This window comes from Pusillibacter faecalis, assembly GCF_018408705.1.
Classification (GTDB): domain Bacteria; phylum Bacillota; class Clostridia; order Oscillospirales; family Oscillospiraceae; genus Oscillibacter; species Oscillibacter faecalis.
The window spans coordinates 1,658,322-1,676,181 of the sequence record NZ_AP023420.1 but is presented as its reverse complement, the minus strand read 5'-3'; the positions used below and the strand labels follow the sequence as shown (position 1 = coordinate 1,676,181).

15 protein-coding genes are annotated in these 17,860 nt (G+C 59.0%); 7 read left to right on the top strand and 8 right to left on the bottom strand.

The genetic code is table 11. The features are described from left to right. Window positions 1-325: 325 nt before the first annotated feature. Window positions 326-1,585 carry a tyrosine-type recombinase/integrase gene (locus KJS55_RS08405; RefSeq protein WP_213543115.1) on the bottom strand — a complete coding sequence of 420 codons (1,260 nt, stop codon included), beginning with the start codon at window positions 1,583-1,585 and terminating at the stop codon, window positions 326-328. Window positions 1,586-1,886: 301 nt separating this feature from the next. On the opposite strand from KJS55_RS08405, the gene KJS55_RS08400 reads away from it, so the two are divergent. From KJS55_RS08400 to KJS55_RS08385, 4 genes are all read left to right on the top strand, one after another. Continuing rightward, a complete protein-coding gene (locus tag KJS55_RS08400) occupies window positions 1,887-2,216 on the top strand; it encodes a helix-turn-helix domain-containing protein (protein WP_187031967.1) in 330 nt (109 codons plus the stop codon). 201 nt (window positions 2,217-2,417) lie between these two features. Next, window positions 2,418-3,596, top strand: a complete 1,179-nt coding sequence (thiI, locus tag KJS55_RS08395; protein WP_187031969.1) for a tRNA uracil 4-sulfurtransferase ThiI — start codon at window positions 2,418-2,420, stop codon at window positions 3,594-3,596. Window positions 3,597-3,647: 51 nt separating this feature from the next. Beyond that, a complete protein-coding gene (locus tag KJS55_RS08390; protein ID WP_213543114.1) occupies window positions 3,648-4,907 on the top strand; it encodes a competence/damage-inducible protein A in 1,260 nt (419 codons plus the stop codon). Between the two features lie 181 nt (window positions 4,908-5,088). Continuing rightward, a complete protein-coding gene (locus KJS55_RS08385; protein WP_213543113.1) occupies window positions 5,089-5,598 on the top strand; it encodes a helix-turn-helix domain-containing protein in 510 nt (169 codons plus the stop codon). 168 nt (window positions 5,599-5,766) lie between these two features. Here the strand turns inward: KJS55_RS08385 and KJS55_RS08380 are convergent, their stop codons facing one another. The 4 genes from KJS55_RS08380 to KJS55_RS08365 form a co-directional block, all read right to left on the bottom strand. Further along, window positions 5,767-7,284, bottom strand: a complete 1,518-nt coding sequence (locus tag KJS55_RS08380) for an S-layer homology domain-containing protein (RefSeq protein WP_213543112.1) — start codon at window positions 7,282-7,284, stop codon at window positions 5,767-5,769. Between the two features lie 360 nt (window positions 7,285-7,644). Continuing rightward, complete coding sequence (trxA, locus tag KJS55_RS08375; protein ID WP_213543111.1) at window positions 7,645-7,962, bottom strand: thioredoxin; 318 nt, start codon at window positions 7,960-7,962, stop codon at window positions 7,645-7,647. Then, window positions 7,928-8,800 carry an NAD(P)/FAD-dependent oxidoreductase gene (locus KJS55_RS08370; RefSeq protein WP_187031979.1) on the bottom strand — a complete coding sequence of 291 codons (873 nt, stop codon included), beginning with the start codon at window positions 8,798-8,800 and terminating at the stop codon, window positions 7,928-7,930. Before KJS55_RS08370 ends, trxA begins: the two co-directional genes overlap by 35 nt. Continuing rightward, complete coding sequence (locus tag KJS55_RS08365) at window positions 8,790-9,089, bottom strand: ArsR/SmtB family transcription factor (RefSeq protein ID WP_187031981.1); 300 nt, start codon at window positions 9,087-9,089, stop codon at window positions 8,790-8,792. Before KJS55_RS08365 ends, KJS55_RS08370 begins: the two co-directional genes overlap by 11 nt. A 345-nt stretch (window positions 9,090-9,434) precedes the next feature. Here KJS55_RS08365 and rpe point away from each other — a divergent pair, with 345 nt between their 5' ends. From rpe to recR, 3 genes are all read left to right on the top strand, one after another. Continuing rightward, window positions 9,435-10,079 (top strand): ribulose-phosphate 3-epimerase, encoded by a 645-nt coding sequence (gene rpe, locus KJS55_RS08360; protein ID WP_187031983.1) that lies wholly within the window; start codon window positions 9,435-9,437, stop codon window positions 10,077-10,079. Window positions 10,080-10,082: 3 nt separating this feature from the next. Next, the gene (locus KJS55_RS08355; protein WP_187031985.1) at window positions 10,083-11,042 is read left to right on the top strand and encodes a 1-aminocyclopropane-1-carboxylate deaminase/D-cysteine desulfhydrase; all 960 of its coding nucleotides are present in this window, start codon (window positions 10,083-10,085) and stop codon (window positions 11,040-11,042) included. Window positions 11,043-11,232: 190 nt separating this feature from the next. Further along, window positions 11,233-11,832, top strand: a complete 600-nt coding sequence (gene recR, locus KJS55_RS08350) for a recombination mediator RecR (protein ID WP_187031988.1) — start codon at window positions 11,233-11,235, stop codon at window positions 11,830-11,832. A 216-nt stretch (window positions 11,833-12,048) separates the two neighbouring features. On the opposite strand, the gene KJS55_RS08345 is transcribed toward recR, so the two are convergent. The 3 genes from KJS55_RS08345 to KJS55_RS08335 all read right to left on the bottom strand — a co-directional run bounded on the left by KJS55_RS08345 (window position 12,049) and on the right by KJS55_RS08335 (window position 17,782). Continuing rightward, complete coding sequence (locus KJS55_RS08345) at window positions 12,049-15,093, bottom strand: S-layer homology domain-containing protein (RefSeq protein ID WP_187031990.1); 3,045 nt, start codon at window positions 15,091-15,093, stop codon at window positions 12,049-12,051. 204 nt (window positions 15,094-15,297) lie between these two features. Next, window positions 15,298-16,557, bottom strand: a complete 1,260-nt coding sequence (locus tag KJS55_RS08340) for an acetyl-CoA C-acetyltransferase (protein WP_187031992.1) — start codon at window positions 16,555-16,557, stop codon at window positions 15,298-15,300. Between the two features lie 247 nt (window positions 16,558-16,804). Continuing rightward, window positions 16,805-17,782, bottom strand: coding sequence for a peptidylprolyl isomerase (locus KJS55_RS08335; RefSeq protein WP_187031994.1), 978 nt, complete (start codon window positions 17,780-17,782; stop codon window positions 16,805-16,807). Window positions 17,783-17,860 lie beyond the last annotated feature (78 nt).

Below are 17,860 nucleotides of genomic sequence, written 5' to 3'. Positions count from 1 at the left end.
ACATACCGTGGCTAGCCGAATCCGTATCTGCTCCGGCCAAAAGCCTCCGCCCTCCGTTTTGCAGTCTCAATGTACCAAGCGGCATTTCTTTTGTCCAGAGATTCCGATTCATTGTAATTTGAATGATAAACGACATGTTTTTATAGATAAAACGTGAAAAATGAATGTAACATTTTGAGGAAAAACCATCCCGCCGGGCAGAACCTGGCCCAAAGCGGCGCCGGATGATCCCAGCGCGCTTTGCAAGGCCGCTCTCCGCCGCGGCAGGACAAAAAAACAACGGGAGCCCGGAGTTTTTCAAATCCTCCGGGCTCCCATCTTTTTTTCAGGCGTTTTTCTTCACTACATACCGCTGTCTCTGCTGCTCAATCTGCCCCGCGTTCACCATCCTCTGCAGGATGGGCCGGCACTGGCGGGGATCAATTTTTAAAAGCCGGGCAATATCCTGGCGGTAGGCGAACCCCTCCCGATCCAAATACTCCAGGATCACCTCCGTCTGCCGTTCGGGAGGCACCACCGCCGAGCTGAGATAATAGCGGGCTCCAATCTGGGTGAGCCGTCCTCTGCGCACCATCTGCTTGAGGCGGTTATAGGCCGTGCTGGCGGAGACCTGCAGCAGCTCCGCCGCCTCATTCCGGGTGATGGACTGATGGCGGCGCAAAAACGCAGTCACCTCGTTCTCCCCGCCCACCCGGATGTCGCAGTCCAGACGCAGGTCCCGCAGGGTGATGTTGTCCAGCCCCGCCCGGACCAGTGCGGTCCGGACAATCTTGGAAAGGCGGGTGCGGTCATAGGGCCGCCCGCTTCTGGGGGCTGTCAGAATGTACACGGCGTCCGGCGAAGCGGCCCGCAAGTCCGACAGCACCCCCAAAACGCCGCTGGTCAGCGGTACAATCCGGTCCGGCAGACGCAGCGTTTCACCGTGAAGCTGATCCCAGCGGAGAGTCACGATCTCCTCCAGCCGCAGCCCCAGCTGCCATGTCAGCCACAGCGTCACGCCAGCCGGGGACAGCCGCTCCGCCTGCAGCAGCTTCCACAGGGCAAATTCATCCGGCGGCTGGGCCTCCTCCCGCCGCGCCCTGGTAGAGACCCTTCTATGTTCCAGATGCTGAGCGAAGTGAACATTCATGGCAGCTGCCTCAATGCCGGTGATCCGGGAGACATACTGCCAGTCCTCTGTCTCCAGCTGCCGCAGGACAAAGTCATGCCGCAGATCAATGAGCCGAACGCCAGTCTGCCCTCCGGCGTCCAGTGCCATCCGGGCAAGGCGGGAAATCGACTGTGGCTTCAGAGGCTTTTGATCCCGGTCTGACAGCACCACCACTTCTGAGCGATGGCTGCGTCCCTCCCGCAAGGCTCTCAGCCAGATTGCCAGTTCCCCTGAAATGGGCACGGTCCGGTCTTTTAAAAGAATCTGATTGTCCAGGAAGTCAATCTGGCCCCAGGTCAGCGTGTGAATCTCATCCCGCAGCAGCCCTGCCTGCCATGCCAGCCGCAGAATCACCCCTGCCGCATTTTCAAAATTTTTTTCTAAAATTTGCTTCATAGCATTTGGGTCCGGGCGGTTGACAATGTATTCCTGCATCGTTGTTCTCCATTTCGATGTTACAACTATGTATCAAATTTTTAATAGCTGTACGAATCAGATTTTTTTGAAATTGATAGAAATCTGTAGGAAAGCCCGTTGTCTTTTGATTCCAGAATGTTACAATTATGGAATACCATGTACATCTTTTTATTATCGCCCTGTAATCCTTGTGCCACAACGGATTCAAGGTTTTCCATATTGGAAAAATACACCTAAAGATAACAAAAATCAATATCTTTTCACACATTTTTTATTCACCCCCGCCACGGTAGACTTGAAAAAAAGGAGCGTGACAAGCATGACAACACAAGAGCGGAAGGCTGTCGGCCATCGGTTACGCCAGCAGCGCAACCGGCTTGGACTGACCAGGGAGCAATTTGCAGAACTGGCAGATATTGGTGCGGGTTATTACGGACAGCTTGAGGTGGGGACCTCACAGATGTCGGTTGACACTCTGATCAAGCTCTCCAGAACCTCCCGGCTTTCTATGGAATACATTCTTCTAGGAGACGTGCCCCAGGAGCAGGACCTGACCCCTCTTCAGGCAATGTTGGCCCGCTGCACCCCGCGGGAACTGCATCTGGCAGAAAAAGTTCTGCAGCTATTTTTGCTACGCGGCGATATTTAGTCCTTTTCCTGCGCCCGCTTTTGGAGTATAATAAAAAAGCTGCCATGCTTGGCACATGATTCCGGCCGCGCTGCCGGGGCATCTGTCCGCAAGGCAATTTTCCTGTGCATACGGTGCGAAGGAGCAGCCCGCCGCAGCGCTGGATGGCGCTCCGGCTGACGCCGGGCGGGCTTTGGAAATCAACAAGGCGGAGGAACCATCATGAATCACAATGAAATGCTGCTTTTGAAACTGGGCGAGGTCGTCCTGAAAGGATTGAACCGCAGGTCCTTTGAGGATAAGCTGGTGTCCAATGTGCGGCGGCGACTGAAGTCTCTGGGCAGCTTCCAGGTCTATGTCCGCCAGAGCACCATCTACGTAGAGCCGCAGAAGGAGGAGTGCGACATGGCCGCCGCCCTGGCCGCCGCCCGGCAGGTGTTCGGCGTCGTCTCTGTTGTGCGGGCGATCCCTTGCGAGAAAACGGTGGAGGCCATCACCGCCGCCGCCCAAGCCTATCTAGCCGATGAATTTGCCGCCGCCCGCACCTTTAAGGTAGAGAGCCGGCGGGCAGACAAGAGCTTTGCCCTGAACTCCATTCAAATCTCCCAGGAGGTAGGCGGCAATCTGGCGGACGCCTTTCCCCATGTAAAGGTGGACGTCCACCACCCGGATCTGACGGTTCACGTGGAAATCCGCGAAAAGCACGCCTATGTCCACGGACCTGCCATTTCCGGGGCCGGGGGGCTTCCTGTGGGCACCGGCGGACACGCCGTGAGCCTGCTCTCCGGCGGACTGGACAGCCCTGTATCCTCCTGGATGATGGCCCGCCGGGGCGTACAGCTGGAGATGGTCCATTTCGTCTCCCCGCCCTACACCTCTCAGCAGGCTCAGGACAAAGTGGTGGAGCTGGCCCGCCTGCTCACCGCCTACTGCGGCGCCATGCTGGTGCATATCGTCCCCTTCACAGAGATTCAGGAGGAGATCCGCCGCCGCTGCCCGGAGGAGTACTTCACCCTCATGATGCGCCGCTTCATGATGCGCATCAGTCAGGCTGTGGCGAAGAAGGCCGGCGCCCACGCCCTAGTCACCGGTGAGTCCCTGGGGCAGGTGGCCAGCCAGACCATGCTGGCCCTGGGCGTCACAGAGGACGTGGTGAGCCTGCCGGTGCTGCGGCCCCTCATTGGCATGGACAAGGTGGAGATCATCCGGACCGCCCGAGAGATCGGCACCTATGAGACCTCGATCCTGCCCTATGAGGACTGCTGTACGGTCTTTACCCCCCGGCACCCGGCTATTCGCCCTCGTCTGGAAGATGTCCGGGCGGCGGAGGCCGCGCTGGACGTGGATGCCCTGGTAGCCAGAGCCCTGGAGGGGGAGACCTGGGTTCGTGTCAAACCCTAAGTGTGCGGCATGGACGGATGGAGCATTTCTGAGCAAAGAGGGGGGGATTCTATGTCACATACTGCCGAAATTATTGCCGTCGGCACTGAACTGCTGCTGGGAAACATCGCCAACACCAATGCCCAGGAGATTTCCGAGAGCCTCTCCACCCTGGGCATCAATGTCTTCTGGCACACTGTGGTGGGCGACAACCCCATCCGGCTGAAGGAGGCTCTGGATATTGCCCGCCGCCGGGCGGATATTCTCATCACCACCGGCGGCCTAGGGCCGACCTATGACGACCTGACCAAGCAGACCATCTGCGAGGTCTTCGGCAAGCCCCTGGTTCTGCACCGGGATATTTTGGAGGAAATCCGGGAATTTTATGAGGGAACTGTGCATGCCCCCATGCCGGAGAACAACACCCAGCAGGCAGAGCTGCCGGCGGGCTGTGTGATCTTTGAGAATCCTGTGGGCACTGCCCCTGGCTGCGCCTTTGAGCAGGACGGCGTTCACGTGCTCATGCTGCCGGGACCGCCCCATGAGATGCGCACTATGCTGCGCCGCCATGCGCTTCCCTATCTGCGCGCGCTCTCCTCTGAAATCATTGTCTCCCATGACGTGATGACCTTTGGTATGGGGGAGTCCTTTGTGGACCAGCTTCTCCATCAAAAAATGGCCGCCATGAGCAATCCCACCCTCGCAACTTACGCCAAGCCCTTCGAGGTCCGGCTCCGTGCTACCGCCAAGGCCAGGAGTCAGGAGGCGGCGGAGGCCATGCTGGCCCCGGTTGTGGAGGAAGTCCGTGCCGTCTTGGGTCCTGTGGTCTATGGGGTGGACGTCTCTGGTCTGGCGGAGTGCTGCTTTGCACACCTGCTGCGGCGGGGGCTCACGCTTGCCACCGCTGAGAGCTGCACCGGCGGCCTGGTTGCAGAGCAAATCACAGCTCTGCCGGGCGCATCCAAGATTTACCGCGGCGGCGTTGTCAGCTACTGGACCAGCGTTAAACAGGGTATGCTGGGGGTCCCCCAGGAGATCCTGGATGCGGATGGTCCCGTGTCGGAACCCTGTGCCCGGGCGATGGCGGAGGGCGCGCGGCGGATCACCGGGGCCGACCTTGCCGTGTCCGTTACCGGCGTAGCAGGGCCGGAGCCAGATGAGCGGGGTGTTCCTGTGGGAATCGTTTACATCGGTCTAGCCACACCAGACGGTGTCTTTTGCCGCTGCGTGGATACCGGGAAGCGGCAGCGAAGCCTGCTGCAGGGCTTGGCCGCCAACCACGCCTTTGACGTGGTCCGGCGCTATCTGACTGGGCTTCCCATCAAGCTATAAAAACATCCCGCACCTCTGAGAGGTGCGGGATGTTTTGCTATGCAGGCAGATTATGAGCAGCTGACATACGCTCCTGCATCTGCGGCGCGCTGAATGGAAACGCAAATGTTCATATACGTTGCTTGCGGCAACGGGTCATTCCTCGTACAATGTTGTTAGAAAATCAAAAGGAGGATCTAATATGTTAAGTGAAAATATACGGGCAATGAGAAAGTCGAAAGGACTTTCACAGCAAGAACTTGCTATGAAGTTGAATGTTGTTCGGCAAACCATTTCAAAATGGGAGCAAGGACGATCTGTTCCCGACTCAGATATGCTCATTCTGATATCAGAGGCCTTGAAAATCCCAGTTAGCACATTACTGGGAGAAACGATTGCGGAGACTCAGGTTGATGATTTAAAAGCAATTTCAGAAAAACTAGAGATTATAAATTTACAGCTTGCACAAAAAAACGTTGAAAGGCGAAACAGGATTCAAGGCTCCCTCATAGTACTCTGTTCTATGATCGTAGTCATTTCAGCAGTTTTCATGGTATTAAACAGTCCTTATTTAAGCTGGGATTATCATGACCCTGAAACTGCTGTTCTGGGAGTGGGGTTTCATATATTGGAGTGGCTATTTGTTCGAATAGCGCCTATCATATTTGCCGGGGCAGTCGTTGGAATTTTTTTTACACGAAAGAGCAGGTGAAACGATTCGGATTTTAGAGCAACCATCAAATTAAAAAGGACCCTTTATCAGGGTCCTTATCAGGGTCCTTTTTTCTAATTTACATGGTCCGCTCATTCCATGATGGTAACATGAGTATCATTTTACACTCCAAGATACTGGAAAGTATCGTATGGATGCGGGCCATCTTCATTCCGAATCCGCAAAAAACTCTTTTACCACGGCGTTCCAGTCTGTCAGGCACAGCTGCCCCACGTCAAAGGCCTGCGCCAGATTCTTTCTCGTTTGTATGGCTTCCTGGTCCAAATACCAGGCCACCAGCTCGCTCCCGTCCTGCCCTGAGCCGGTAAGGTAGGCACAGGCGTAACGGGTGGAATAATGCTGCTCACCGCTCGCCATCAGTTCCCCCAGCTCTTCTGCGGACAGTGTGCGCTGCCGGCCGCTGCTGTCCCAAACGGAGGGCGCGGTGTCCAGCAGCAGTGTCAGCTTGCTGGTGTCGATTCCATCCTGCAGCAGCGCCAGTGCATAATAGACCTCCTCCAGCGGACTGACCGGTGCGGTGGAAAAGCCATCATCGTGGCTCTCATAGGAACCCACCCGCAGCACCAGATGGTCCGCCGCCCGAGCCAGTTCCTCATAATCGTAGCCATCGTACGCCTTGCCTGCCCAAGTGGGGGCCTCTGCCACCAGATACAGCGAAAGCTCTCCCAGCTCGGCAGCCAAAGCCTTTGTCAGCTGAGTCATGTCCCGCTTTTTCTCCCCCTTGAGCTGGGGAATGTCCAGAAAGAGCCCGTCATAGCCGCTCTCCTTCACGGTCTGTGCCAGCATCTTGGCCGTCTCCTGGATATCCGCATCCAGGGCCGATGGGCCGCCGTCAAGAGATAGCAGGGCCTTGGCCCCTGCCTGATGTGCCGCATCCAGCATCTGTCCGGCAGCTTCCGCCTGGATGGAGCCAGTAATCATGGGCCGGCCTCCCGCGCCAATCAGCCGTCCTGCGGGAACCACCACGACGTTCAGGCCGGTCATATCCGCCATCTCGCCATATTCCGATGCGGAGAGCATCGCCAACGTCTCCGGCTCAGAGCTGTGGAGCTGATCGTAGAGGCGCATCAGAATGACCGCAACCTGTTCCCGGGATGCAGTTTGATCCGGAGCGAATACCGTACCACTGGTGCCGTCCATCAGGCCCATGTCGTGGGCCATGGTGATATAACCGGCGCTGCTGGTGACATCCTGAAAGGGCGTGGGCAGCTCCTGCACCAGTCCGGCAATGGTGCCGTAACCCAAGGCCCGCACCAGCATCACCGCCAGTTCCTCCCGGGTTATGGGATCGTTGGGCCGGAAGTCTTTTCTCTGGTCTGTAACAGCACCGTGGTCATAGGCAGCCTCTACAGCGCCGGCGTACCATACATTGACAGGCACATCCTGAAACGTGGCCTGATCGGGAACCGGGGTCTCCCACCCGAAAAAGCGGCACAGCACCACAGCAAAGGCCGAGCGGGTCATCTCCTCACCCATGCCAAACTGGCTGGCACTCTTTCCCTGGAAGAATCCCAGACTCACACATCTCTCGATGCTCTCCGCCGCCCAGTGACCGGACGGGACATCCCGAAAGCCTGCCGCGGAAGCGGGAATCACCGCCGCGGTGGATAGCACCGCCGCCAGCAGGAAACACGCCATAGCGCGCCGCAATGCTTGTCTCATCATCTCATTCCTCCCTATGGAGCTGATTCTTACATGTATTTTGGAATATGATGCGGAATATTATACCAGATTTTCTTCCATTCGTCAAACTGCCGCACTTCTTCAGACGCAGATGCGGCCAGATTTACGATCCGGAAATGGTCTAAATCCGTTGTAATCATCCAGACGCCGGGTCTGTAGAGGTTGTCACAGAGCCCTCAAAAGAGCGTTCGTAAAAGGATGGCCAGCAGATTGCCTCGACTGTGCATCGAAAGCCGCACCTCAGGCGCTCCATGCACGGAAATTCAGCTCTTAAATCGCATCCATCAAAAGGTGGGGAAAGTCGAAAGAAGGCCGGGGGGCAATCCCCTCGGCCTCCAGCTATTACAGATATTGTTCCAGCACCGCGGCAAAGGTCTCCGGCGGCAAGACCCCCACCTTCCGTTCTATTTCCTTTCCGTTTTTCAAGAACACCACCGTCGGGATGCTCATGATCCCAAAGCGGCGGGCCAGCTCCGGCTCCTCGTCCACATTGACCTTTCCTGTCACAACCCTGTCCCCATACTGTTCCGCCAAGGCTTCCACAGTGGGGGTAAGCATCTTGCAGGGGCCGCACCAATCTGCCCAGAAATCCACCATGGCGAGAGGCGCCGCCTCTACAACCGCGTCAAACTCCGCTGTTTTCAAATGCTGAACTGCCATTTTGATGACTCCTTTTCTTTTGATTTTCTGATCGCTTTCCTTCCAAATAGGCCGCGGCGCTCTGACCAGCCACCAGCCCCTCTCCCACCGCTTTGGAGACTTGAAGCGCTCCGCCCGTACAGTCTCCCGCCGCAAAGACACCCGGCAGGTTCGTGGCCATGCGCCGGTCCGTGCGCACATAGTCCCCCTCCAGCTCCAGCCCCTGAAAGAGGTCTGTAGGCGCCATGGTGGGCCGCAGGAGGAACACGCCTTCCGCCGTCACGGTTTCGCCATCGCAGGTGACGGCCGAGACCCGATCCCCGCCTGTGATCGCACAGGTTCGCGGATGGTCAAAATAGGTGACGGAGCAGCCGATGCCGGTCAGAAATTCCGCCTCCTGCCGGGCGGTGTCGCTGTATCCCAGCACCGCTACGCTCTTTCCCCGGTAGAGCATCCCATCGCAGGTGGCGCAGTAGCTGACGCCCCGGCCCAGGAATTCTGCTTCGCCGGAAAATTTCCGCCCACGGGCCACCCCTGCCGCCAGGACCAGGGCCCCGGCGTGCTCCATGTCGCTGCCGATGCTGACATACCAGTCGTCCCCCATCCGGACGGTGCTGAGGACCTTGCCGGTCCGGAACTCCGCACCGGCAGCCTCAGCGTGGCGGCGGAAACTTGTCAGCATTTCCGCCCCAGATATCCGGGGCATTCCCAGGTGATTATCCACCAGCTTGGACCGCCACAGGGGATTTTCCTCCAGCGGGTTGGACACCACCAGCACCCGCTTGCCCCGTGCGCGCGCATTCAGCGCCGCAGACATCCCGGCAGGACCGCCGCCAATCACCAACACATCATAGGACATAGACTGCCGCCTCCTCTCCTGTCAGGGCTGCCATCAGCCGGGCCATCCGCTGGGAGGACACCCGATAATAGACCTCATTGCCCACCCGCTCGGCCTCCACAATCCCCGCAGAGCGCAGCCGCTGCAGGTGCTGAGACGTGCAGGATTGGCTTACGCCGGTTCTGTTTTCAATGCAGCGAACGTTGTGGCACCCCTCTGTCAGCAGTCCGTGAACGATCTGCAGCCGGATGGGATGGGCCAAGGCCTTAAGCAACATGGCCTCCTCTGCATAGTCTATGTATGTTTCCATGGATTTCACACCCTTCATTGTCCATGATATTAGATTATCACGATATTCTAAGATGTAAAGTAGCTTATGCAACAGAAGAAAAATTCTGCCGCGCGGTTGCTTTTACCTCCGGAGTTTGATACACTAAAGACGCTATATAAGAGAGGGGAGCCGGCGGCAAACCCACCGGCTCCCTATATCAAACAAAGCGGCGGTGCCACACCCGGGGGCGGACGCTGCGCGAAGCTTCGGGGGCATCCTGGCCGCTTGCAACATCCTATGCGCCCTTTCCTCCCGCCGTCACCGGCACCTTCCGGCCCGTCCCGCCGGAATTGTCACCCAACCAAGAGAAAAGAGGTCCTTTCCATGATTAAGATCGCCCCATCCATTCTCTCCGCGGATTTTGCAAATTTGGAGCGGGATATCCGCCGCGTGGCCTCCGCCGACTATCTGCATGTGGACGTGATGGACGGCATGTTTGTCCCCAACATCTCCATCGGCATCCCTGTTGTCCAGTCTATCCGCCGCGTGACGGATATGGCGCTGGATGTCCACCTGATGATCGTGGAGCCGGTGCGGTATGTAGAGGCCTTCTGCGACGCCGGCGCCGATTTGGTGACGGTCCACGTGGAGTCGGACACGCCAGAGAAGATCCAGTCCGCCATCGACCGGATTCACGCCCGGGGCAAACGGGCCGGCGTGGTGCTCAAGCCCAAAACCCCGGCAGAGGCGGCGCTCCCCTATCTGGAGCAGGTGGAACTGATCCTGGTAATGACGGTGGAGCCGGGGTTTGGCGGTCAGAAGTTTATGTCGGATCAGATGCCGAAAGTCGCCGCCCTGCGCCAGCTGATTGACGAGAGGAACCCTGCCTGCGAGCTAGAGGTGGACGGCGGCGTGGCCCCAGACACCTGCCGGGCCTGTATCGACGCCGGCGCCAACGTGCTGGTGGCGGGCAGCGCGGTCTACAAGGCGGAGGACATTCCCGCCCGCATTCTGGAACTGAGAGGATAACTGATGAGAGATCTGGACCAATTTCCCCGCGTGAAGCTGGGCGTGTTCCCCACGCCCCTCTATCGGCTGGAAGCCATCAGCGCCAAGTACGGCCGCAATATCTGGATCAAGCGGGATGATCTTTGCGGCGTGGCCCTCGGAGGCAACAAGGTCCGCAAGCTGGAATACCTGCTGGCTCAAGCCCAGACCCAAGGCTGCGACACGGTGTTCACCACCGGCGGCGCCCAGTCCAACCATGCCATGCTGACCGCCGCCTGCGCCGCCCGCCTGGGGATGCGCTGCATCCTGCTTTTGAAAAAGCGGGGCGTGACGGACCACAGAGGCAATCTGATTCTGGACGACATCTACGGAGCCCAGGTCCGCTTCCTGGACACCGACAGCTATGACGATATCTACGCGGAGATGGACCGTCTTGGCGCAGAGCTGGCCGCAGCGGGCCGCAGGGCCTATCACATTCCCGTTGGAGGTTCCACAGCTCTGGGCGCCCTGGGGTATGTGAACTGCGTGCGGGAGCTTCGCCAGCAGGGCGCATCCGTGGGCCACATCGTCTCCGCCACCGGCTCCGGCGGCACCACCGCCGGAGTGCTGCTGGGCGCCCGATGGTATCTCCCCGGCGTCAAGGTCACCGGCATCGGCGTGGATGACGACCCCTTTGAAGAGATTGTCCCAAGGCTGGCTGACGGCGCGGCGGCGCTTTTGGGCCGCGCTCCCTCCGGAACCCCGGACGATTTCCGCATGGTTTATCACCTGGGCCAAGGCTATGCTATCCCCAACCCGGAGGACACCCCCTATATCCAGGAGCTGGCCCGGATGGAGGGCATTCTTCTGGACCCTGTATATACCGGCAAGGCCTGGAGCGGCATGCTGCGCCTTTTGGAAGCCGGCGGCTTTCCCGGTCAGGAGGATATTCTGTTCCTCCACACTGGCGGCGCGGCAGCGCTCTTTGCCATGGACCTAGCCTAGGGAGAGCAGATCTGCCGCAGTTTCTCACCCGTGTCACCGGCAGACTTCTGCCAGGGCGGCGGGGAGAATTTTCGCCGCATACAGAAGGCGAATGGCCCTGCAGGGGTGGAAGCATCGCCTCGGGAAGCGGTGAACATGATTTTCAATTTGTTGTTTGCAGCAGGCAAACAAGGCAAAGGAGCAGCAAAAGATGGAACACTTTCCCGCCCCGCTGGAAAAGCTGGTGGAGCAGTTCGCCCGTCTGCCGGGCATTGGCGGCAAATCCGCACAGCGGTTGGCTTTCTTCGTGCTGGGCCTGCCGGAGGAAGAGGCCCGGGAGTTTGCCGACGCCATTTTGGACGCCAAGCGCAGTGTAACCTGCTGTCCGGTGTGTCAGAACTTTACTGCCGGAGGGCTGTGCCCCATCTGCGCCTCTCCCAAGAGGGACGGCTCCACCATCTGCGTGGTGGCGGACCCCCGGGACGTGGCAGCCATGGAGCGTTCCCGGGAGTACAACGGACATTATCATGTCCTCCATGGTGTGATCTCTCCCATGAACCACGTGGGGCCGGACGACCTCTCCATCAAATCCCTGGTGGAACGCGTGGCCAAGGGCGGCGTACAGGAGGTCATCATGGCCACGAACCCGGACACCGAAGGGGAGGCCACCGCCATGTATATCGCGCGGCTGCTGAAGCCTTTTGAAGTGCGAGTCACCCGTCTGGCCTATGGTATTCCTGTGGGCGGGCATCTGGAATTTGCCGATGACGCCACGCTGATGCGGGCCCTGGAGGGGCGCCGGGAAATCTGAATCCTGCAAAAGCATCAGCCCGGCGCGTCTACGCCGGGCTGATGCCTTGCTCAGAAACGGAAAAGGGCCGGAACCGTCAGGGTTTCCCCGCTTCCAGGAGATCAAAGACTGTTTGGAACGCAGAGGGGGTTCCAATAGTCCGTCAGCCCGATCTCATACGGAACTTGTTCCCCCAAGCTGAGCGGCCCGGCGCAGATGCGCCGGGCCGCTTTTCCATTACATCAGGTTATAGAGAATCTTGGCCATCTGGCCCCGGGTGATGTTGGCCTGGGGCTTGAAGCTGCCATCGGTATAGCCGCTGATCACGCCCTGAGCCACCATGGTCTGGATATAATAGGTGGCATAGGCAGGGATGGAGCCGGCGTCGGTAAAGGTCAGCTCCGCCGTGGCATAGCCCTTTTCCTGGGTGCGGCCAATCATGGTGGCGGCCTGGGCCCGGGTCAGGGAGCTGTTGGGATTGAAATACAGCTTTCCGTCGCTGCCGGTGGTGCCGTTGATAATACCCTCCGTATAGAGCGCCTTGATGGCGGGGAGCGCATAGTCCGCGATTTTGCTGTGATCGGCAAAGGGCAGCGTCACACTGGCGTACTGGCTCTCGTCCAGCCCCAGGTACCGGTAGAGCATCACGGCGAACTGGGCCCGAGTAATATTCTGATTGGGCTTGAAGGTGCCGTCCGCATAACCGGTGGTGATTCCGGCCGTGTACAGGTAATCCACATAGGTGGCAGCCCAATAGTCTTTGGTGTCTGAGAAAACCGGGGTCCAGTCGCTGGCCGCGGAGATATCGTAGGAGGCCCGGCCGATATTACCGGAGGCGTCCTTCGCTGTTATAGTGACCCGGTGAGCGCTGCCGTCAGCGGCGGGCAGCACGGCGGAGATGGCGCCAGTGGAGGCGTTGTAGCTGAAGGTCACAGGCTTCCCGTCATAGGTCACTGTGATGGAGCCCTGGGGCAGCACGCCGTCCACCGCGTCGGTGACTGTGCCTGTGAGGGACGTCCCGCTGACGCTCACGCTGACAGACGGCACTGCCGTGTCTACAATGTTATCAAAGCTGGCCACGATCTGGTCCAGGTAGATGGTGCCGGTACGGGACGTATCGGTGTCAGCCAGACCATGGTCTGTTGGGGCGCTGATCCGCAGCCCCTGAATGGAAAGTGTTCCGGGAACGGCAGAGAGGGAAACAGACACCTGTTTCCAGCCGGTGAAGTCCAGCGCAGTGATTGTCAGAGGCTGATAACCCGTTGTGCCGTCATCATACAGCAGGCTCAGAATGTTGCCGGAGCCGTCTCCGTAAACCCAGAGACTTAGGCTGGTATAAATCTGGCTTCCCAGGCTGGTGGGGCTGGAGGCCCTCCACTCCGCGCTATAGGCGCCGTCATCGTTGGTTTGGGTCAGGTCATAGTCCAGCTTGGCAGAACCGCTTCCAATCCGCACCGTGTCTGCATTGTGGTTGAGGCTGAAGTCCATGGCGCTGCCGCTGCCCCGGAAAATCGTGCTGGTACCCTCAAAATCCTCCACCGTCTGCAATGCCAGATTGGACACGGTTACAGTGACCGAGGCGGTCACATTGCCGGCTGTTGCGGTGATGGTACCGGTGCCTGGGGTGGTGGCGGTAAAATTACCCTGCTGATCAATCGTGCCGATTCCGCCGTTGACCTCCCAGGTAAATGCTCCTGGATCTGCCTTCAGAGAGATGCGGTTGTAAGCGGCGGAGGCTGTCAGCTGGGTGACGCTGCCGGGCGCGGCGCTCAGCGTTGTGATCGCCGTGCTGCTGGTATTGCGGATCACCACATCTGTCGGATTGGCAATGGCGTGGATGGTTGTCGTTCCCTCCCGGCCTCTGGACTCTGCTGTTACCACAATATCTCCGCCGGACCGGGGCGTTGTCACAACGCTGCCATTGACCTCACCCTCAGAGACGGAGAGGCTGTAATCCCCGGACATGGGAATGAAATTGGTGTCAATGGCGGCAGCGGAAATATTCACGGTGCTGCCGGCCAGAACATAGTCATAATCCGCACTGACATAGAAGTGGCTCAGCTCTCCGCTGGGCGTGCTGTCTGCCACCAGGAAAACCTGGTTGGTCACGGAGCGCTCACTGCCGTCAGACGGCTTGTTGATGGTGCCGGAGGTCAGCTGGTCCGGCTCTGTGACCGTGAGCGTCGTGGAGCCGCCGCCGTCCAGACACAGGGCCGTCACACAGCCCAGCTCAATCAGCCGCTGGGCCACCTGAGTCATCGTGGCTCCGATGGAATGTCCGGACCTGCGGCCGTCAATGGTGTAGAACACCAGCGAGCCGTCCGCCTTTTGTCCAACGGCGGTACGGGGCGCCGAGCCAGCCTGCAGGCCAGAGACCACTGCGCCGTTTTCTACCAGGGAATACAGCGCACCCAGCGCATACTCCACATCGTCCCACCCGCTGTTGGCAGACGTGGCGGTGAGTACAATCTGGCTGCCCACAGGGATATTTTTCAGTGCGTCCACATAATAGGCGTCCGACTGCAGGTTTGCTGAAAGCACCACCTGATTTTCTCCGATGGCAGTGGCCGACGTTGCCTCCAGGACCTGCTCCACCTGCAGTGTCACAGATTCTCCGATGGAGAGCCGGCCATCCACAATGGTGCAGATGACATCCACACCGGCCTCGGTGTTACCGGTGGTGTGGCGGCTGTTGAAATCATGGGTATAGAGGTAGATACCGCCGGTGGAAACCCGGGCCTTATTAACGCCGGTAATCTTGCGCACCAGCGCGGCACCGTCTTCACCGGCATAGCCCAGGTCCGCCTGGACTGTCACAGCCGGCTTTCCTAGAATAGCGGTACCGTCCGCCCGGAACCCGATGGCATAGTATCCGGCGTCGCTGCTGCGCAGTTCTCCGTCTGTCACCACAATGCCGATGGGCAATCCTGTGTTGACATTAAAGAAATCGCCGTTGATGCCGGCCACCACCCGGTATCCCTCCGCCTCCAGCTCCCGGGCGGCGGAGGTCACAGTGCTTCGGCTCGTCAGCACGGAGCCCGCAGTAACGATTGGCACCACAGCCCCATTGGGGCTGTATGTAATCAGGTTTTCCGTCCGCCTGTCAGAGTAAGCCGTGCTCCAGAATACGTTGGTGGAGAGCTGCGTCTGATCGTGCAGCTGCGTGTCCTTTGCGGTCAGATCCTCGCCCAGCGCCTCCGAGGCCGCGGCGGGCAAGGCCAGTGCGCACAGCAGCGCCGCCGCTGTCAGCGCTGATAAGGTCTTGCGAAAAAGTTGTCTCATAGGTGTCCTCCAAATGTCCGCTTGTTCATAGGCTGGTCTACATAACATTTTTAAGCATAGCACAGATTCCTGTGAAAGTAAATGTCAAATCCGAAACAATTTTTAAGGGTCCCGGGGCCTTTTTCTCTCTGACCAGCTTCCCCGCTCCGCACAAAAAAACGTGAGGGGCTTACGCCCCTCACGTCAGGCTGTTTGTACTTAAACTCAGCACTTCTCCACAATGACCGTGGTGGCCATGCCGCCGCCGATGCACAGGGTCGCCATACCCTTCTTGGCATCGTCGCGCTTGAGCATCTCGTGAATCAGCGTCACGACAATCCGGGCGCCGGAGCAGCCGATGGGATGGCCCAGGGCGATGGCGCCGCCGTTGACGTTGACCTTGCTCAGATCGAAATCCAGCTCACGGGCCACAGCCACACACTGTGCGGCAAAAGCCTCATTCGCCTCAATCAGGTCAATATCCTGGATGGTCAGGCCGGCCTTCTTCATTGCCTGACGGCAGGCAGGCACAGGTCCAACACCCATGATCTTGGGGTCCACACCGCCCTGGCCCCAGCCAATCAGCTTGGCCATGGGCTTAAGGCCGTACTTCTCCACAGCCTCGCCGGAGGCCAGGATGATGGCGGCAGCGCCGTCGTTCAGGCCGGAGGCGTTGGCGGCGGTGACGCGCTGCTCATGCTTGCGGGCGTCCGCCTCGTGGACCTTGGTAGGCTCGAAGGTATGAACGATCTCATCCTCCACGCCCTCAGGGCCCACAGGGAACGCGCCCCGGAGCTTGGAGATGCTCTCCACCGTGACGTTCTCCTTCGGATACTCATCCCGCTTGAACTCCACGGTCTCCTTCTTGACCTTCACCGGCACGGGAACAATCTCGTCATCAAAGCGGCCGGAGTCCCGGGCGGCGCAGGCCTTCTGCTGGGAGGAGGCGGCGAACGCATCCAACTCCTGGCGGGTAATGCCCCACACGTCGCAGACGTTCTCAGCAGTGGTGCCCATGTGATAGTTGTTATAGGCGTCCCACAGGCCGTCCTTGATCATGGTGTCCACGATCTTCTTGTCGCCCATGCGGGCGCCCCAGCGGGTGTCGGGGCTGGCAAAGGGCGCCTGGGACATGCTCTCGGTGCCGCCGCAGAGGATCATCTCCGCATCGCCGGCCAGAATGGTGCGGGCTGCCTCGATCATGGTCTTCATGCCGGAGCCGCAGACCATGTTCACGGTGTAGGCGGGGACGGAGTAGGGCACACCGGCCTTGACAGCCACCTGGCGAGCCACGTTCTGGCCCAGGCCAGCGGACAGCACATCGCCGAACATGACCTCGTCAATGTCAGCAGGGTTTACGCCGGCGCGCTTCATGACCTCTTTTGCCACGATAGCGCCCATCTCCGTGGCGGAGGTGTTCTTCAGGGCACCGCCAAAGGAACCGATGGCAGTTCTGCAGCAATTCACAACATAAAGATCTTTCATAAACTACGGCCTCCATTTTCTTGTTTTTACAGACGGCGCTGCCGCCTTTGGTTTGCGGGGGTTGAGACTATGCCAGTGTTGATGGCTTGCTGCGGCAAGCCACCCGCTTTGAAACCTTACAGCGCCAATTATAGTGGATTTTCCGCTCCCCGTCAATGGAAATCTGACCATATCTCCATTTTTGTTAAATAATTGACAAATCCGCCTTCCTTTTCGTCAGATTGACTAAACTTTCACAAGCATCCCGTTACGTTCCGCTGCCCTGGCGTCCCTGCCGCCAGGCATCGTAGAACGCGGCGGGGTCCAGATCCGTATAAGCCTGTGTGGTGGTCACAACGGAATTCTCCGCAGCAGAGGCCAGGAGGCTTTCAAAATAGCGGTCCATGAGGGCGGCCGTGTCCAAAGGCAGCCGCAGCAAAATGGAGAATCCCTCCTCGGATTCCACAATGCCGGAGCACTGACCTTCCTCCAGGGCCGCTGCCGCCTCCAGCAAGGATGCATCCAGGGAATCGTCTCCTGGCAGAACGGTCCGTGGACCCAGTGTGTCCGCGCTGCCCGCCGTCAGCTCCGAGAACTTTGCGGTTTGGTCCTCTGCGCTGTTCAGCTGGGAAAACAGCTCCGCCGCCCTCTGGCTGGCACTCTCCCGGTCTTCTCCCATTGGAACCAAGATGCGATTCAGTGTGATCGCCCCCTGCTCCTGCCCATACGTCCGCAGGTCCTCCGCCGCTGGGGCCAGGGCACTGTCCGCTGTGTGATAGAGCTGATAAAGCTCTGTATAGAGCCATCCCACTTGCTCCAGCTCCTGCATCTGCTCCTGCCCCAGGCCTAAATCCGGCAGGGCCGCAGGCGTCTGCGCCTCCATCTCCGCCACACAGCCATATTTCTCCGCCCAATTTTCTACGGTAGCGTACAGAGCCGTGTCTGCCAGGGCTTGATCCTTGGCATAGTCCGCCAGAGTCCCTCCTGATACCGGCGCAGCCCAGTCCAGCGTCACCTCAGATTCCGTATAGCTCTGGGCAATTTGATCGCAGGTATAGGCCAGCCAGTAGAGATACCTCCAGGCCGGGATTTCCCGATTGTCAATCGTCAGAAGATGCTCGGTCCCATCCAGGCCTGCTGCTGTCTCCAAAAGTGACATCTGGCCCCCGCTCTCCTCCGGCTCGCCGCCGCAGGCGGTGAGGCAGAGGCACAGCAAGAGGGCCAGAGCAATCGCACGTATGTTCATGCTTCCACTCCTCCCCACAGGTTGTCCCTTCATGTATATGCGGGGAGGGCCATGGATATGACGCCGGAATCTGAATAG

Bases quoted from the DNA above. Each gene is read 5' to 3' on its own strand.
- KJS55_RS08345 (WP_187031990.1), bottom strand. From the start codon at position 15,093: ATGAGACAACTTTTTCGCAAGACCTTATCAGCGCTGACAGCGGCGGCG.
- rpe (WP_187031983.1), top strand. From the start codon at position 9,435: ATGATTAAGATCGCCCCATCCATTCTCTCCGCGGATTTTGCAAATTTG.
- KJS55_RS08405 (WP_213543115.1), bottom strand. From the start codon at position 1,585: ATGCAGGAATACATTGTCAACCGCCCGGACCCAAATGCTATGAAGCAA.
- KJS55_RS08400 (WP_187031967.1), top strand. From the start codon at position 1,887: ATGACAACACAAGAGCGGAAGGCTGTCGGCCATCGGTTACGCCAGCAG.
- KJS55_RS08380 (WP_213543112.1), bottom strand. From the start codon at position 7,284: ATGATGAGACAAGCATTGCGGCGCGCTATGGCGTGTTTCCTGCTGGCG.
- KJS55_RS08355 (WP_187031985.1), top strand. From the start codon at position 10,083: ATGAGAGATCTGGACCAATTTCCCCGCGTGAAGCTGGGCGTGTTCCCC.
- thiI (WP_187031969.1), top strand. From the start codon at position 2,418: ATGAATCACAATGAAATGCTGCTTTTGAAACTGGGCGAGGTCGTCCTG.
- KJS55_RS08335 (WP_187031994.1), bottom strand. From the start codon at position 17,782: ATGAACATACGTGCGATTGCTCTGGCCCTCTTGCTGTGCCTCTGCCTC.
- KJS55_RS08340 (WP_187031992.1), bottom strand. From the start codon at position 16,557: ATGAAAGATCTTTATGTTGTGAATTGCTGCAGAACTGCCATCGGTTCC.
- recR (WP_187031988.1), top strand. From the start codon at position 11,233: ATGGAACACTTTCCCGCCCCGCTGGAAAAGCTGGTGGAGCAGTTCGCC.
- KJS55_RS08370 (WP_187031979.1), bottom strand. From the start codon at position 8,800: ATGTCCTATGATGTGTTGGTGATTGGCGGCGGTCCTGCCGGGATGTCT.
- KJS55_RS08390 (WP_213543114.1), top strand. From the start codon at position 3,648: ATGTCACATACTGCCGAAATTATTGCCGTCGGCACTGAACTGCTGCTG.
- KJS55_RS08365 (WP_187031981.1), bottom strand. From the start codon at position 9,089: ATGGAAACATACATAGACTATGCAGAGGAGGCCATGTTGCTTAAGGCC.
- trxA (WP_213543111.1), bottom strand. From the start codon at position 7,962: ATGGCAGTTCAGCATTTGAAAACAGCGGAGTTTGACGCGGTTGTAGAG.
- KJS55_RS08385 (WP_213543113.1), top strand. From the start codon at position 5,089: ATGTTAAGTGAAAATATACGGGCAATGAGAAAGTCGAAAGGACTTTCA.